The organism is Nostoc sp. CCY 9925 (assembly GCF_963920935.1).
Lineage (GTDB): Bacteria > Cyanobacteriota > Cyanobacteriia > Cyanobacteriales > Nostocaceae > Nostoc.
Genome location: NZ_CAWUDO010000148.1, coordinates 1 through 14,960 on the forward strand (window position 1 = coordinate 1; position 14,960 = coordinate 14,960).

At 38.9% G+C, this 14,960-nt stretch carries 13 protein-coding genes, 2 tRNA genes and 1 pseudogene; 2 read left to right on the forward strand and 14 right to left on the reverse strand.

Annotation, left to right across the window (positions count from 1 at the left end; genetic code table 11):
* Positions 1 to 166: 166 nt before the first annotated feature.
* The 4 genes from ACM0OY_RS36600 to ACM0OY_RS36615 form a co-directional block, all read right to left on the reverse strand.
* Complete coding sequence (locus tag ACM0OY_RS36600) at positions 167 to 439, reverse strand: hypothetical protein (protein ID WP_414573624.1); 273 nt, start codon at positions 437 to 439, stop codon at positions 167 to 169.
* A gap of 497 nt (positions 440 to 936) precedes the next feature.
* The gene (locus ACM0OY_RS36605) at positions 937 to 1,182 is read right to left on the reverse strand and encodes a ChaB family protein (protein WP_414573625.1); all 246 of its coding nucleotides are present in this window, start codon (positions 1,180 to 1,182) and stop codon (positions 937 to 939) included.
* Between the two features lie 115 nt (positions 1,183 to 1,297).
* Complete coding sequence (locus ACM0OY_RS36610; protein ID WP_414573626.1) at positions 1,298 to 1,966, reverse strand: DUF1345 domain-containing protein; 669 nt, start codon at positions 1,964 to 1,966, stop codon at positions 1,298 to 1,300.
* Positions 1,967 to 2,132: 166 nt separating this feature from the next.
* Complete coding sequence (locus tag ACM0OY_RS36615; protein ID WP_414573627.1) at positions 2,133 to 2,522, reverse strand: DUF1499 domain-containing protein; 390 nt, start codon at positions 2,520 to 2,522, stop codon at positions 2,133 to 2,135.
* A gap of 183 nt (positions 2,523 to 2,705) precedes the next feature.
* Between ACM0OY_RS36615 and ACM0OY_RS36620 the strand changes: the two genes are divergently transcribed.
* A complete protein-coding gene (locus tag ACM0OY_RS36620) occupies positions 2,706 to 3,854 on the forward strand; it encodes an alanine--glyoxylate aminotransferase family protein (RefSeq protein ID WP_414573628.1) in 1,149 nt (382 codons plus the stop codon).
* Between the two features lie 898 nt (positions 3,855 to 4,752).
* Here ACM0OY_RS36620 and ACM0OY_RS36625 read toward each other — a convergent pair.
* Positions 4,753 to 6,180 (reverse strand): hypothetical protein, encoded by a 1,428-nt coding sequence (locus tag ACM0OY_RS36625; RefSeq protein ID WP_414573629.1) that lies wholly within the window; start codon positions 6,178 to 6,180, stop codon positions 4,753 to 4,755.
* A 277-nt stretch (positions 6,181 to 6,457) separates the two neighbouring features.
* Positions 6,458 to 7,753, reverse strand: a complete 1,296-nt coding sequence (locus ACM0OY_RS36630) for a hypothetical protein (protein ID WP_414573630.1) — start codon at positions 7,751 to 7,753, stop codon at positions 6,458 to 6,460.
* Between the two features lie 161 nt (positions 7,754 to 7,914).
* Between ACM0OY_RS36630 and ACM0OY_RS36635 the strand changes: the two genes are divergently transcribed.
* Positions 7,915 to 8,394 carry a hypothetical protein gene (locus ACM0OY_RS36635; RefSeq protein WP_414573631.1) on the forward strand — a complete coding sequence of 160 codons (480 nt, stop codon included), beginning with the start codon at positions 7,915 to 7,917 and terminating at the stop codon, positions 8,392 to 8,394.
* Positions 8,395 to 8,468: 74 nt separating this feature from the next.
* On the opposite strand, the gene ACM0OY_RS36640 is transcribed toward ACM0OY_RS36635, so the two are convergent.
* From ACM0OY_RS36640 to ACM0OY_RS36675, 8 genes and pseudogenes are all read right to left on the reverse strand, one after another.
* A tRNA-Gln gene (locus tag ACM0OY_RS36640) sits at positions 8,469 to 8,540 on the reverse strand.
* A gap of 339 nt (positions 8,541 to 8,879) precedes the next feature.
* Entirely contained in the window at positions 8,880 to 9,731 is an 852-nt protein-coding gene (locus ACM0OY_RS36645) for an FAD-binding protein (protein ID WP_414573632.1), read from the reverse strand.
* 5 nt (positions 9,732 to 9,736) lie between these two features.
* Complete coding sequence (locus ACM0OY_RS36650) at positions 9,737 to 10,843, reverse strand: polysaccharide pyruvyl transferase family protein (RefSeq protein WP_414573633.1); 1,107 nt, start codon at positions 10,841 to 10,843, stop codon at positions 9,737 to 9,739.
* Positions 10,844 to 11,483: 640 nt separating this feature from the next.
* Positions 11,484 to 12,281 (reverse strand): WecB/TagA/CpsF family glycosyltransferase, encoded by a 798-nt coding sequence (locus ACM0OY_RS36655; RefSeq protein WP_414573634.1) that lies wholly within the window; start codon positions 12,279 to 12,281, stop codon positions 11,484 to 11,486.
* A gap of 494 nt (positions 12,282 to 12,775) precedes the next feature.
* Complete coding sequence (locus ACM0OY_RS36660; protein ID WP_414573635.1) at positions 12,776 to 13,009, reverse strand: hypothetical protein; 234 nt, start codon at positions 13,007 to 13,009, stop codon at positions 12,776 to 12,778.
* Positions 13,010 to 13,249: 240 nt separating this feature from the next.
* Positions 13,250 to 13,333 (reverse strand) — tRNA-Leu (locus ACM0OY_RS36665).
* 222 nt (positions 13,334 to 13,555) lie between these two features.
* Positions 13,556 to 14,689 carry an alpha-hydroxy acid oxidase gene (locus ACM0OY_RS36670; protein ID WP_414573636.1) on the reverse strand — a complete coding sequence of 378 codons (1,134 nt, stop codon included), beginning with the start codon at positions 14,687 to 14,689 and terminating at the stop codon, positions 13,556 to 13,558.
* A gap of 37 nt (positions 14,690 to 14,726) precedes the next feature.
* Positions 14,727 to 14,960: pseudogene (locus ACM0OY_RS36675) on the reverse strand (hypothetical protein); the annotation flags it as partial.

A 14,960-nucleotide genomic window follows, 5' to 3' on the forward strand; every position in this document is an offset into this window, starting at 1 on the left:
CGCTCTGGTTAAATTTTCGTTACATACTTATAAATTTTCCCGCCGACTTACTTACTGCAAATAACCAATAGCATTATTTTGATAGTAAAAGATACAGGGTATAACTGCCTCCTCTCCTTTTATGAGCGGTTTGTATGTTTCTATAATTCTTTCTAAACCAAAAGGATTATCTCTTCCTTCCTAAAATTCCAAAACTTTTTGATCGGTTATACCATTTCTTTGTGAAGCTGCGCCAAATTCTCTTGGCTTCCTTCCTTCTTTCTTTGTGTCCTACCCTGCGGGAAGCCGCTCCGCGTCTATGCGCCCTTTGCGGTTCGTTCCTTATATAGTTTGGCGCATCTTCATACAGAATTGGTATTAGCCATTTTGCCATCAACTCATAATCATATATTTCACCTTGCATGGGACAAATAGTAATTTCGTCTTTTTGAATTCGCATTTTTTGTGTATAGTTTTTATCGCAAGTATTGAATAATTAGAATTGATTCAAAATATCATCCTATTACCGGAGTTGTGAAAATCAAAGGGGAATTTTATCCACGCTTTGTGAGAATAAAATTCCCCTTAAACTCTTACACTAGCCCTGATACAAAATACTTCTGCACCAATACGGTTCGGTTAACGTGTTTATCCCTTAGAGATTTCCCCAACCCCCCTTAAGAAGCTACGGTGTACACACATCTGTGTAGGAAACCAAAATCCTCGTACATCCGTCATTATCCTCCTTTTTAAGGAGGACTTTGAGAGGCTTTTGCCCCCCTGGGAAAGGGGGGTTGGGGGGATCAAAAATGTGCGGGGCAACTCTAGAAGACTTGTGTGTACACCGTAGCCTTAAGAAGGGGGGGTTTTCTTCTAATTACCGCCTTAAAAAGGGGGTCGCCATAGGCGGAGGGATCTTATCCGAACAGTATTGACTTCTGCACAAGTTAGATTTACTTAATTGCCTCCAGAGGTAACAGATTTATTATGTATGGCAGGGTCTTCAGGCTTTCTCTGCCATTTGCCATCTTTGCCTGGTTCGTACTCATTTTTGACACTATTCCAAGCAACCTCACGGGCACCTTGTTCGCTAAGTCCGTCACTTTGGGCAGCATTTAAAGCTGCTGCAAAAATCTGCTGTGCATGTTCGGGCAATTGTTGTTTAATATCTTCAGGTAATTCATTTTTTGCTTGATCTGGCATAAACTTAATTCCGATTATCTCAACTTAAGTTCATACTAAAAAACTGGTAATTAAATTTCCTCTTTCTCTCAGTAGAGAACCAAATAATCATACTTTTGGCTGAGTAAAACAATTTTTAAATCAAAGAAGCAATAATATTAATACTCATAGCCAGAATGGTGGTATTGAAAAAGAAGGATAATATCCCATGTAGCAACGTCAAGCGCCTCATATCGCGGGATGTCGTTTGCACATCTGAAACTTGGCTAGTCATGCCAATTACAAATGAATAATATAAAAATTCCCAGTAGTCTGGATAGTCGTTATGAGGAAAATCTAAACCTCCAGCAATTTTTTCGCTATTATTGGGACTAACATATTTGTAATAAGTGTGTGCATACTGAACTGCAAATATTGTATGCACTAATAACCACGAACCTACAATCGTCATAATTGAAAGTATGACATGTAGGATAAGCATCATTGTTGACAAACCTTTTTTATCAGTTAGTAAAAACCCAATGGCTAAAACACTGGCACAAGCCGCAGCTATTACCAACATGAATATAGCTAAATGTCCTTCATATTCACTCTCAGCATAACGGCGAATTTTTTGTGGGTTAGCTTTGAGCATTTTCCACCAAGTTATGGCTAAAAAAACATCAGCGCCAGAGTTCCAAGCGCAGAGAACGCGAGTGGGTAAATGCAGCCAAGGCGGAAGTATTACTGAAATTAATACAGCAACTCCAATAGAAATAAATACTCGAGGTCGGGGGTCAAAGTTTTTAAATAAATTAAGTTTCACAAATATTGCGATCGCAAACGTAATCCAAGCGGGTTTCAATCAGGGAAATATGAAGTTATGGAAACCCTAAAACGTCAGTTTAGTTGTAATTCTAAAATGGAAGAACGCACGAAATTGGTAATCACCTTTCCTTTTTAATTGTCTCAATCAAAAGTGGAGCTAATATTTAGCTAAATTTGGTTCTAATCGTCTCTATGCGTTTGCGATTTACACCCAAATCACTTTGACCTAAACGTGAAGCTGAACGGATTTGTATTACATTAGCATTCCTATCTAGATAGAATTCTACATCATCCACAAATCCCAGCAAGGCACTTTTAAATTCTGCATATAAATAATCTTGGCTTTCGGTAATTATTTTAGTCCTTGGGAAAGACTCAATAATCTGTTTTAGATTAGTAATTGCTTCTTCTGGAGTAGATGTAAAAGTCAGCGGTGCAATTTGGTGGAGTACATCTGCACTTTGGCTAGAAACGCAGTTAGGAGAGTTAGGACAAGGTGCTAATTTACCGTTACTAACACCTAAATTATTCGGTCGTTTACCTGCAAAAACCATAATTGTGTTTGTTAGTAAATGAATAAGTGAAAACTAAGTAGTTAATGCTTGATATAGCGATCTTATTTGATTATGGTAAAAATGATCTATTACCTTAGGGAATAAGCAATTAATCTTTCCCTATTCCCCATTGCGTGCGATCGCTTTATGATGCGGTAAGTATCGTCTAAGCGAAGACAGATTATGACGCCAACAATTTCAATTAACGATTCTGGGCGCTTGCAACTCTCACCTCTAGAAATTCCTTCCCGTTTACTGTTGGGGCCAGGCCCCTCAAATGCCCATCCTACAGTTCTGCAAGCGATGAATACTTCACCAGTCGGGCATCTTGACCCGGCTTTTCTCGCACTGATGGATGAAATTCAGTCGTTGCTACGCTATGTATGGCAAACAGAAAACCTACTCACCATTGCAGTTAGCGGTACAGGAACAGCTGCAATGGAAGCAACCATCGCCAATAGTGTGGAACCCGGTGATGTAGTTTTGATTGGTGTAGCTGGTTATTTCGGTAATCGCTTAGTGGATATGGCGGGACGTTATGGCGCTGATGTGCGAACAATCACCAAGCCTTGGGGACAAGTTTTCAACTTGGAAGAACTGCAAACTGCCCTGAAAACTCATCGTCCAGCTATTCTAGCTTTGGTTCATGCCGAAACTTCCACTGGCGCACGGCAACCTTTGGAAGGAGTTGCTGATTTGTGTCGTGAATTTGGCACTTTACTATTAGTAGATACCGTAACAAGTCTCGGTGGTGTTCCTTTATTATTGGATGCTTGGGGAGTTGACCTCGCTTATAGTTGTAGCCAAAAAGGCTTGGGTTGCCCGCCTGGTGCTTCGCCTTTTACCATGAGTCCGCGTGCAGCCGAGAAATTGCAACAACGCCGCACGAAAGTTGCCAATTGGTATTTGGATATGTCTTTGCTAGGTAAGTATTGGGGTAGTGAACGCGTCTATCACCACACAGCACCGATTAATTTATACTATGCATTGCGGGAAGCACTGCGTTTAGTTGCCGAAGAGGGATTAGCAAACTGCTGGCAGCGTCATCAAAAGAACGTAGAATATCTCTGGGAAAGCTTGGAAGACTTAGGATTGAGTATGCACGTTGAGCGGGAATATCGACTGCCAACCCTGACTACTGTCCGCATTCCAGAGGGAGTAGATGGAAAAGCGATCGCTCGACAGTTACTCAATGAATATAATATTGAAATTGGCGGTGGGCTTGGCGAACTTGCTGGTCAAGTCTGGCGTGTAGGACTTATGGGCTTTAATAGTCGTAAGGAAAGTGTTGACCAACTTATAACAGCATTGCGGCAAGTTTTAACTAAGTAGTTTTGAGATAATTAGGTGCGTGCGTTAATAGTAGCGTAACGCACCGGATAGAAAAGGCGATCGCCTTATATCAAGTTCGGATAATCACTTATTATTAAAATTTCTCCGCGTCAGAGCGTCCCGTTCCGCGTCAGTCCTAATGATAAGTCTTCACCCGAACATGATATTATACCAATTCGCAATTCGTAATTCGCAATTAAGGAACTTAAATTAGCATTGTTTGAGAAGCAAAGTTGATATTCTACAAGCAGATGCATTAACAATTTAAGACGTTTATTCCTAAAATCTTGGCAACACCTGAATTATTGGTAAAGGCGTACAGATGTACACCCCTATCTATCTATGTATAGGTTAAGCGTACCGTAAAAGCTAGATTGCAAAAGACTTTCTTTGCCTGTTGCCTATTGCCTATTGCCTACAATAGTTTCACTGGGAGAAAAAACCAACAACCAGCAGAGGCAAAAAGATTAAGGCAGACACAATCAAAACTAGGGTTGCTGGCTCAATTTTAATTTGGTTCTTCTGTGGGTCGCGCATTTGGTATTCTCTCAAATCAATAAAATATATTAGCCCAGCCTAATGGATGTTTACTGGTTTTTCCAAGGTCAATCAGGTTGAGAAGTGTAAATCTTTTAGCCATTCGAGGATATTAAATTTACATCTTTTGATTTTAGAAACTTTCAATTTGTGAATTCATCGCCCCATTAGCTTATTTCTTCCAAGGGAGTTTAGTACCCATTTCCGTGAATGCGGAGAAAATGAGATAGAGAATCAGTAACCCAGCAGCTGCAAAGAAAGTTAGTAAATCGTAATCCATAAGTACTGTTAGCTAAAACTTTGCTAATCATAACCAGATTACCGCGATCGCATCTCCACATCCCCGCCTCAGCGATAGAAGTTAATCTCTACCGTTTCTCTGAACCTGTAATCTTTGGTCTTCTGGGTGCAAACTGAACCAACCGTACCAGTGACGAACTGCTAGCCAGACGGCTGAAAGTAAACCTGCAAGGCTGAGGGTGAGGCCGCTAAACGGTACTAATAATCCAAAGATGGGTAATATTGCTCCAGCAATAGTACAGATGATAGCAGCAAGGGAAGTACTGCGGCTGGCACCTAATCCCCATGTCAAAAATAATAAGATCGAGGAAATCAAAGTCCAAGCCAACTGAGGATTCATCAAACGAGCCAGATACGTCAAGGCTAATAGACAAGCAAAGAAAATACTACCAGCGATCGCTATATTTTTGAAACTCATTGGCAGTGATAAATATAACAATAATATCCACCACAAAAATATTGCTGGTGCAAGCAACAATAAGCGAGGAATTATACCAGTGTGACGAATGGGTTCGGTGTTGGTAAACACTCCAAATGGATTTTTAACTGAAACATTATCGTTAAATATCCAAGTAAATTGAGTGCTGCGTCCATCAACTTTAATCTCATTCGGTACAACACCACTGGCGAAATCAGCCGGAGCAAAATTGGCAATTGCTAGGAGGCGGAAATTAGAAAGCAACTGTCCGGTGGCATCATAAACCCAGCGCGGCCCCCCTTGAGCTTGATAGGTAACTCGAAAGGTGGTTGCTTCCCCTGGTTGCAAACGAAAGGGAAAACCATAGTCTCCGGGATTGGTTTGTTGTAGCCTAGTACCATCACGCTCTACTTTGTAGCTAGCAAGCAGCGAGTAGCCATTAGGTGGCGATGCTTCAAAGAAAAAATTATTAATATCCTTGAGTTGGTTAACTACTTTATAATCAGCAGTGTATTCCACGCGATAAATTGAACTGCGACCTGGAACATCTACGGTTTGGTCAAGTTTGACTTGAATTTGCGAACCCGCCAAGGTCAAGAAGCGGGTAACTTCTCGCGTATCATTGACCTTAACTATCTTGCCGTTGACTTGGGTGGTATAAGAGTATGGCTCTTGAATAGAGTAGCGCACTTGAGGAGCAGACTGTTCGAGCCTTTCACCTGCGACACTTTCAACGACTTGAGCCACCCTTGCTTGTTCCCAGTGGTGATAGCGGTTGCTCAAAGTTGAACAGAGAAAAAATCCTGGTATCAAGAGAACTAATACTAAAGTTAAATGTTGTAATCCCCGCAACAATTGGGAATAACGAACAGCCCATTCACCAATGAAAATGACATTTTCGTTTTGGTGACGACCTAGAGAAAAACTTACCAGAGCGATCGCAACTCCCAAAGCTATAACTAAAAATACTAATAATAGTGAAGCTGTAAGTGCTTGAGTTCCAAATTGCACAAGCTCAGTCGGATGTGTTAAGTCAGGTAATCCAGGAATACCTTGAGCAGAAGATGACATTGGCGTATGTATTCTTGCAGATTTTGGAGAACCTGACCGATAAAATCTCTGAAAAGTTTCTCCACGATAGTTTAATATGATACGCCAACCTTAAGAGGCAATAGGCAAAAAGGCAATAGGCAATAGGGAAATCCCCATAATTCAAATTTGGGGATTTTAAAAAGGATGTATTGAAACATCAAGGGTTACCGCCTCGTTTCAAATGTTTAATGTTCTCCATAATTAAAATTAGTGGCTCTGTATCCAATTATTCAGGCAGGATTCTATTTACTATTGCCTATTGCCTATTGCCTTCATCCAACCGCCGTTGCCATTCAGCATCAATTTGTGCAGAACGTTCAACTTCCTGTTCTAGTAAATCGGTTTCAGTAGAGTAAACCAATTCTTCATCGCCGATGACTTTTTCTGCGGCAAACTGATGGGCGAAGTCAATCTTTTGCTGCAAAGAACTATCCGCGCTTGCTAATAGCCTAGCGCGAGAAAGGCGATCGCGGTTACGTGCAGCAATTTTTTGATTCCGCCACTGAATCCAAAAATAACGCAATAACGGTATCCCCAAAAAACCAACTCCATAAGCCAACAGCACCCAATAAATTCCTTGGACAAAAGCTACCAGTCCGCCTAATTGAGCCGCCGCCGTGCCATCTCTCAATAAACTTCCCAATACTAAAGCACCAACAAAATTGAGTATACCCAAGCCAGCACTCAGCATAATTTGTCCTGAGCTTGCGGCACTAAAACGCCAAGGGAATTCCTCTAAGTAAACTGCTATTGAACGACGAGGCTTTTTAGCTGCACTTACCTGCAACTCTGGGAAGTAATATACAATTTGCCCTTGGTCACTGACGGATGGCTGTCCATTAAATCGTGTCAGAACCGGCAGCATATAATCTTCGTAATCTCTTTTATATCCCTCCCCAATCTCATCGAGATACGGAGAAATTTGTTCTGCTACCACTGCGCCACGGTTATTCCGAATCACCGTAGCAATTTCTTGCCAGCGACGTTCTTCTAAATTCCCATTAGGATTACCATCGCCAAATAAAAAGGAAAACACAGCTTCAAAGAAATTTAAATCGCTTTGTTGTCGCCCTTCATCTCGCCGTTGCTGGTAGTGGGTATTATAATCTGGGCCAAAATACCAAAATAAATTTGGGAAATAGAAGAACCCACCACCGGAATTACTGCCCCCGCGATCGCTGTCACGGTCTGAATTGGCAGCGGTTATGATAATAATGATGGTAATAGTTATCAGGGCGATGGAAACAGTTAAGAAAATTCCAAAAGAAATGCGGATAAGGTAAAACAGAACATTCCAAACTTTTTTCCACCATTCCTGCAATCGTAACTGCAAGTATTTATTGCGTAGAATTGAGCGAAAATTTTTCGGAAACAGGTAAACAATATCACCTGAGTCTGCTACTTGTAAATGTCCGCCAGCCTCAGATGCTAGTGCTAACAACCCTTGATTAGCTTCAGCGACGTTCAATCCTGCCTGGGTTGCCACATCACCAACGGTGACGCGGTAACCCAGATGTTCCACTGCTTGCATGATGGTGGGATTGAGAGCCATTATTCTGCCCTCCTGCGAAAATATACTCTTCTTTTTTCAAGTATAAAGTTTTATTTTCAATGCCTTGTCAAAAGCATAAATAAACTCTCAAATAACTTGACAAGTAATATGTTAAAATTGTGTTCTTTGGTTTAATTAACCAGCAAATTTTCTGCCTAAATATGGTTCAGTATACTCTCGCTCAAAGCCCAGAAATTATCCTCACAGTTTCTGGAAAAGATTCAGCCAAAGCCCGTGACAAAGCAATGGATCAGTTAATGGAACTGATGGATGCAGGTAAGCTACCCACGGAACTAGAAGAAGGATTTGGCCCTCAACAATTAATTGAGGTTAAAGAGCCAAGTGCTGATAGTGCTAACGGTGAGGATGCTATTACCCAAGCTGTTCAAGTTCTCAGTAACTTAGCCACGCTCAAGCTCAAAGTTCAAGAATCACGAACTGAAGCCTTGGATATTCGGAAAGCGGTTGATGTTCTGTTCACTGACGAGTCGGTGAGTGAAGAGGAAATTACTCGCCTCAAGGAAGGCTTTAAAGTTTTGAAAAATTTTGCTCAAGCTAATGTGCGTTACCAGGAAGCACGAACGAAAGCAGAACAAGCTCGACAAGTTCTAGATCAAGCTTTGAAATCGCCTGACAAGTGATTCTTGAAGAATGAATCTTGAGTTGTTTAAATCCAAATGCAAAAGACAGGCATAACAGCCTGTCTTTTGCTTTACTGGGGCGCTAGGATTCGAACCTAGGGATGGCGGGACCAAAACCCGCTGCCTTACCACTTGGCTACGCCCCAACAACTTCACCCTACTTAATATAGCAGCTAGTCAGGGGTTGATGTCAAGTAGTTTTATAGTTGATTTTAGAAGGTGGGTTTTTACACAGCGCTAGACCACAGCAGTGCCTGTACGAAGCGATCGACACAAACTTTGGCATCTTGAAAGGGCATTGCTTTAGGACAAGCAAGCCGATAGTTGTGAAGACTTTGAACTATACCCTTTCTCCACAAGCATCATATATGCAAGGAGAGAGTATGGGGAAAATGCCCTAAAATTTCCTGAGTGGTGTATATAAGCAGGTGAATGCTCTAAAAATCATAATTCAGGCACTAATGAGCTTTTTTTACACAAACTAATTAATCAATTACAATTAGTTCGAGTTCAATTTTTTGTCCACTTATCAAATGCAAAAATTTAGCTATTCTAATCAACAAAACTATTGCATAGCTATTTTGTGATTTAGTCAGTATCCAATTACTTGTTTTAGCAGAAAACATAGCTTTACCTATAGACAAACCTCTAAGCTTTTCAAGTATTTTATAATTCGCACTTTTGAATACTGAACCACAGTTAGGTGCTGTATTATCTTGATGTTCTTTTGCCCAAAGTTGTCTTGAAACTAGAGGGTTTTCTGTGAATTCTGTTTGTTCCAATTTGAAAACTGCACTTAATATCAGCTTTGAGTGCATACCAGTAAATATAGTTTCTCGATAATCTCGTACAATTTGACTCTTATCAAGTGTTTTTATAGAACCATCTTCAAAGAAAGTTACACTTTCAACAAAGTCGTATATTGTACACCCATGTTGCTTGCCTCTACCAGCGTTCATTGCTAATGCACCGCCAATAGTTGCCGGTACAGACGCAAGATAATAAAAAGAATTCATGGAGTGTTGATAACAATATTTTAATACTTCCATAACTGAAACAGAAGAGGACACTTCTAACCTATTTTCAGCTAGAGGGTTTATGTACTTAGGTAGTTTATTTTTCAGTATCAATGATTGGATATTCTTTCTCACAAATAGCGTGTTAGAGCCATTTCCAATTATATAAATATTTATTTTATTTTCTTTGGCCCAATTACAGTATTCCTGAAGATCGTCAATACTGTTGATTTCTCCCACTCGCTCAAAATGATGTCGAGTTTTATAGTGTGAAAGATTATTCGATGTTAAAGATTCAATCTTCAAATTAGACATGTTCATTATTTTTACTCCTGATTACATGCCACTTTACTTCTATCATCAACTGTTCCTGATGAAATTGCTTGAAGTAAACATTTTTTTGATTCCAGTACTTTGAATTCTAATATTCTAGATACTGATTCATAATCAATATCAAAGATTTCGTGATGAAGTGATTGGGGTTTTTCTCTAACCGAAAATATCCGATTTTCTAAATTTAAATCCTTCAGTAAATCTGTGACTTTATTCTGTTTTTCACTACGAAGGAATACATTAAAAGGTTTTTGAAAAATAATAGAAAATATAGTGCCGTGATAAGTATTAGTGACTATGTAAGAGGCTTGGCTATATAGCCCAACCCACTCTTTTGGACTAGCGCTTTCCAGATTTATTTGTGCTAAATTATTAGGCTTATCAACTGAAACTATAGTGAGATTTTCAGAATTTGCCAATGTTTTGATAAATTCTTCTTCTTCTGGTTCTATTTCAGCATGAATATATAATAAAAGATATTTAACTGTGATTTTTGGAGTAGTTTTAATTGAGTCATAATTAATTAAAAAAGTAGGATCTAAAACTTTTATTACTTTTTTATTACATTCATAATTAATAATTTTTGCACTATTAGAATCACGAACTAAAATAGTTTGAAATTGATTAATTAAATGATATATTTTTTCTTGATAAATTCCTAAATTGACCGTATTACCAAAACTGGCAGCATAGCTTATCTTACGAGTAGTTTGATTGCTAACAAAATCCAAAAAAAAAGCAGAATCAAAACCTCTAAAGGAATCTAAGCACCATATTTGGTCACTACCACATATTAGTACGTCATACTTGTTGTGATAGTATTTTAAGCCTTTTTTATCATAAAATTTTTTGTTACTTAACTTCACATGAGAAAGTAAAAACCTTCTCATTTTCCAAGCTCTTGGAATATTGACGAAGACTTTTTCAGGCTTTTTGAGGGGAATTAAAGGTCTGAGATATTTCCATACTATCTTCAGAGGCCGATAGTCTATTATTTCAACATCATAGCCTTGGCTGTTAAGGAAACTCCAAAGCGCACAAGCTTGGAGCGTTGCTCCGTAATTATTGATATGATGAAAAGTTAAAATTCCGATTTTCATTTTTGCTCTCTGGGATCAACTATAAATTCGGTGCTAATTTTACAGTACTTAACTAACCGATCTAGTTCTCTCTGGAATCCAAAAAATACTCGTAATCCAATCTCAGTTGTTGTGCATCTTGGATGAAGAAAAATCTGCACAATATAATAAAAGATGCTCAGGCGACTAAAGTCAAAGTTTGTTGATTAAGTCAAGGAACTAGGAGGGAGAAAATAACTATAGAGACTACTTGGCGATCGCAACTTTATATAGCAGTCCTAATTATACTGTATAAGAGTTTTGTGTCATAAATTTGATAAATCTTTCGATAATTCCATTAAAGTGTTTGTAATGGAATTAGAGGTGGGTAATTTTTGGCAAAATCAAATCGAATTTCGACTATTTTAATAATGGGTATTAAAATGTTTTTAAATATACTTAATATCCCTTAGCCATTAGTGTTAAAAGAGAGTTTACCACAATCTTTTTCTAAATTTCTAGTCATTGAAGAAACTTTTAACAGAAAATTTACTGACTAGTAAATGTCTTAAATTTTGGTAGGAAAAAAATTACTACTTATATTTTGTAAATTTAGCTCATATCTAAGGTAATCCTTAGTTATGACAGGATAGAGATAATATTTGATAATTTTTTTACTTTCTTAGTCTCCAGTTTCTTGCAGAAAGACCGCAGCAATACGACTTGATGATAGTAATTGCTTAGTAGCTAACCATATAAATAGTGGAATTGTTTTAGAATAGCGACCAAAAAGCCGACGTGGTTCTTGAATCCATCGATATAGCCACTCAAGCCCTAAGTCTCGAATGATACGGGGTGCGCGTTTGTGTATTCCTGCATAAACTGGGAAAACTCCCCCCAGTCCAATCATCACAGCTTGTATTTTGCCCTTATGTTGAGCTATCCAATTTTCTTGTTTTGGACATCCTAAAGATACTAAGACAGCGTTCGCACCACTAGAGTTAATCTTTTGAATCAAAGCTTCATCTTCAATTTGAGTCAGGGGACGAAATGGTAGAGGTTCCATTGCCGCTATTTTCATTTGAGGAAATTCGCGCTCTAACCTTTTTTCCATTCTAGAAAGAATTTCTGTTTGGGAACCTAAAAAGAAAATACTGAGATTTTGTGTTTGAGATAACTGACACAAAGCTAGAAAAATATCCATACCCGCTACACGGTCTTGGTAGATAGCTCCCATTTTCCGCATCATCCACACAAGAGGCATACCATCAGGAGTAACTATATCTGCATTTCGTAATAGGCTGGCAAACTCTGGGTTCCAATGAGCTTCAATCAGCATATGTACATTAGCTACGTATACAGTTTTACTCTCACGCTTATTCGCCCATTTCAGTATTGTTTGCACCTGGTCGTTAAAGCGTAGAGCCGTAATAGGAAAATCAAGCACTTTTTGAGTAGGTAGAAGCACTCTTGCCACCATAAATAATTCCTGTGTCCAAGAAAAGAATCCATAGATTACCTAGACCATTCCGAATATTTAATAATTCAGATTAGATAACTCCTGGCCTTTTGTAGGCTTGTGTCATCTTTGGAAGTTAACACATGGAGGTGCAAATCCCTTCTCAGTACACTTTTGGCTTTTCCGGTAATACTAGAATTATTCGCTACTGTGTCTTAGTTTACTGGTTCAACCAAGGGATTTCAGACGCTGTTTCACAAAATTCATGTTTCCTTCATAATTAATTTTTGATTGATTCATCTAAGCATTACAATTGCGATAAATTACTAAACATTATGTGTTATTTGGCGTAATATTTGCTACATATTTTTTTGAAGCCAAGAAAAATAATAGAAAATTACTATCATGATTTTGGTATGTAGATATGCGCTTAAGAGGTCATATTTTAGTTATGTTTTTTCAAAAAAAAGTTTTATCATTTTTTTATTATTACAGATTAAACTCAAAGCCTGTATTTAAAAATTCATCATTTTTATTTTTTGCTCAAAGCAAAAGCAAAAAAATAAGGGGAAGATAAGGTTATCTTCCCCTGGTGTATTATTTTTGTTTTCGTTCGTTTTGTTACCTTCCTTAAGCCTTTGCCGTAACATTTGTCTTTGCTTTTTGAGTTGCCGCTTTCTCGCAGAACCGCCTCTACCTTTATCATTCCTACCTTCTTTACGGGGAGATTCCCATCTTTTTAGTCGCATAATTTTTGACCTCGTTGATATTGAATCTTTAGCTGTTGATAACAATAAATACTGTGGTTATATATCTTGCCTAGTAAATATGTTGTTTTAATAGTATATTTTTGTACTCATAAATATGTATTATTCTATAATACATAATATTACACAAATTCTCAAGTAATTTATTGACTCTTCTTAATTATGACTTTGTTTCAAGTTCCAGAGGAACTCTAGCATAAAAATATTAAGTTTTTTTGGTAGTGGGCAGGAGGAGAATCGAACTCCTATGACCGCAAGGTCGCCACATTTTGAGTGTGGTGCGTCTACCAGTTTCGCCACCCGCCCTTATATTTAACTTCACTATTATACTCTATTTCCTGATATTGCAACAACAAATCCGAAGATTGATTCTCAACGTTTTCTGTGATGAATAGCTTTATGATAATCGAGCGTAAATCCTGGTCTAGCTTTTTTAGCCAGCTGTTAAGTAGTTGCAAACTGCGAAACACCTATCCTCAGGATGTCTTCCCCTGTCTACTCTTGGAGAGATTTACTGAACTTTAGCGCTTAAATACGTACAAACTTTAATAAACTAGCATCAATATCGTGTAGCTTGGCACAGCCACTAAGTGCCATTGCAATATTTAACTCATCTTGTAGAAGTGAGATGACATGAGATGCACCGACTTGTCCTGCTACCGCTAGTCCCCACAAAATGGGTCGTCCGATGAGTACTGCTTTTGCTCCTAGTGCTAAGGCTTTGAGAATGTCTGTGCCTCTACGGATACCTCCATCCAACAATACTTCTACCCTACCATTGACTGCTGGCACAATTTCAGCTAAGGCATCTAAAGAAGCGATCGCACCATCGAGTTGTCTACCCCCATGATTAGAAACAATAATTGCTTTGGCTCCATATTCCACAGCCCGCAATGCATCATCTGGGCGTAAAATTCCTTTGAGTACTAAGGGTAGTGGAGATATAGACTGCAACCATTCCAAATCACTCCAAGTGACTGCTGGGTTGAGCTGTTGGGCAAAATAGGTAAACAACCCCGATTCGCCTTTTTCATGGGAAATATCTAGTCCTGAGATAGTTGCAAGATTAGCTAGATGTAGGTCTAGGGGTAAAGCAAACTCATTACGTCTATCTTTTTCGCGCTGTCCGAGAACTGGTGCATCTACGGTGAGACAAAGTGCTTTATAACCTGATTGATAGGCTTTTTCTACCAAAGCACGAGTCAATCCCCGGTCTTTATGGATGTAAAGCTGGAACCACCGCACCGAATCTGGAAATCGCTCACACGCACTTGCTACTTCTTCAATACTCTTTGTTGCCATTGTACTTAAGATGGTGCCCACACCAGCTGATGCCGCAGCTAAAGCCGTAGCAACTTCGCCGTCGGGATGAGCCAGACATTGGAAAGCCATTGGTGCAATCAATAAAGGTAACTCTAGGGGTTGTCCTAAAATGGAGGTATTAAGATGGCGATCGCTAACATCGACTAGTATCCGAGGTCGTAGTTTGATCCGCTCAAAGGCGGTACGATTGTCTCGCAGGGTGATTTCGTCCCAAGCTCCACTACTGTAGTAATCAAGGGCCATTTGCGATAGATATTGTTTTGCGAGTTTTTCGTACTCAAACAGGTTAATGGGTTGAAAGCGATCTTCGTTGGGTACAGCTGTCATGGTAGCGATCATGGGTTAATAGATGGGATGTTTGTTAATCTCATCAAAGTTATGATAAATCGCTCAGGAACCTATTTAATAACTCTTCTCGGGATAATTGCAGCAATAAAGGAGTAAATTCTTCTGGGGAGAATGCCAACAAAGGTTCAATAATTCTTTTTAGTTCTGCATCTAAAGAACCAAACCTGACTTGCAACAAATTTTCTATAACATTACGACGTTCTGCTCGAATTCCTTCTTGAATTCCTTCTTGAATTCCTTCTTGAATTCCTTCTTGAATTCC